Genomic DNA, 728 nt, shown 5'->3' on the forward strand with positions numbered 1-728 from the left:
ATGATCAAGACCTCGGTCAACATCATGCGCGGCTGCTTTGGCGGCTGCTCCTTCTGCTCCATCACCGAGCACGAAGGGCGCATCATCCAGAGCCGCTCGGAAGAGTCGATCCTGAAAGAAATCGAAGATATCCGCGACAAGGTGCCGGGCTTTACCGGCGTCATCTCGGATCTCGGTGGCCCCACCGCCAACATGTACAAGCTGCGCTGCAAGAGCCCCAAAGCCGAGCAGACCTGCCGTCGCGCCTCCTGTGTCTGGCCCACCATCTGCCCGCACATGGACACCGACCACAGCCCGACCATCAACCTCTATCGCAAGGCGCGCGACCTCAAGGGGATCAAGAAGATCCTCATCGCCTCCGGCGTGCGTTACGACATCGCGGTGGAAGATCCCCGCTATATCAAGGAGCTGGCCAAGTACCACGTCGGCGGCTACCTCAAGATCGCGCCGGAGCACACCGAGGAGGGGCCCCTCTCCAAGATGATGAAGCCGGGCATGGGCAGCTACTACCAGTTCAAGGAGCTGTTCGACAAATACTCCAAAGAGGCGGGCAAGCAGCAGTACCTGATCCCCTACTTTATCTCTGCCCACCCGGGCACCACGGATGAAGACATGATCAATCTGGCGCTCTGGGTCAAAGAGAACCGCTTCAAGCTCGATCAGGTGCAGAACTTCTACCCGTCGCCGCTCGCCAACGCCACCACCATGTATTACACGGAGAAAAACCC

The 728-nt window shown here is 59.3% G+C and carries 1 protein-coding gene; it reads left to right on the forward strand.

Annotation, left to right across the window (positions count from 1 at the left end):
- The coding region (locus G5358_RS21495; RefSeq protein ID WP_421324928.1) for a DUF3362 domain-containing protein at positions 1–728 on the forward strand (728 nt) is incomplete at both ends.

The sequence above is a fragment of the Aeromonas sp. 604176 genome (assembly GCF_049170755.1).
GTDB classification, from domain to species: Bacteria; Pseudomonadota; Gammaproteobacteria; order Enterobacterales; family Aeromonadaceae; genus Aeromonas; species Aeromonas veronii_A.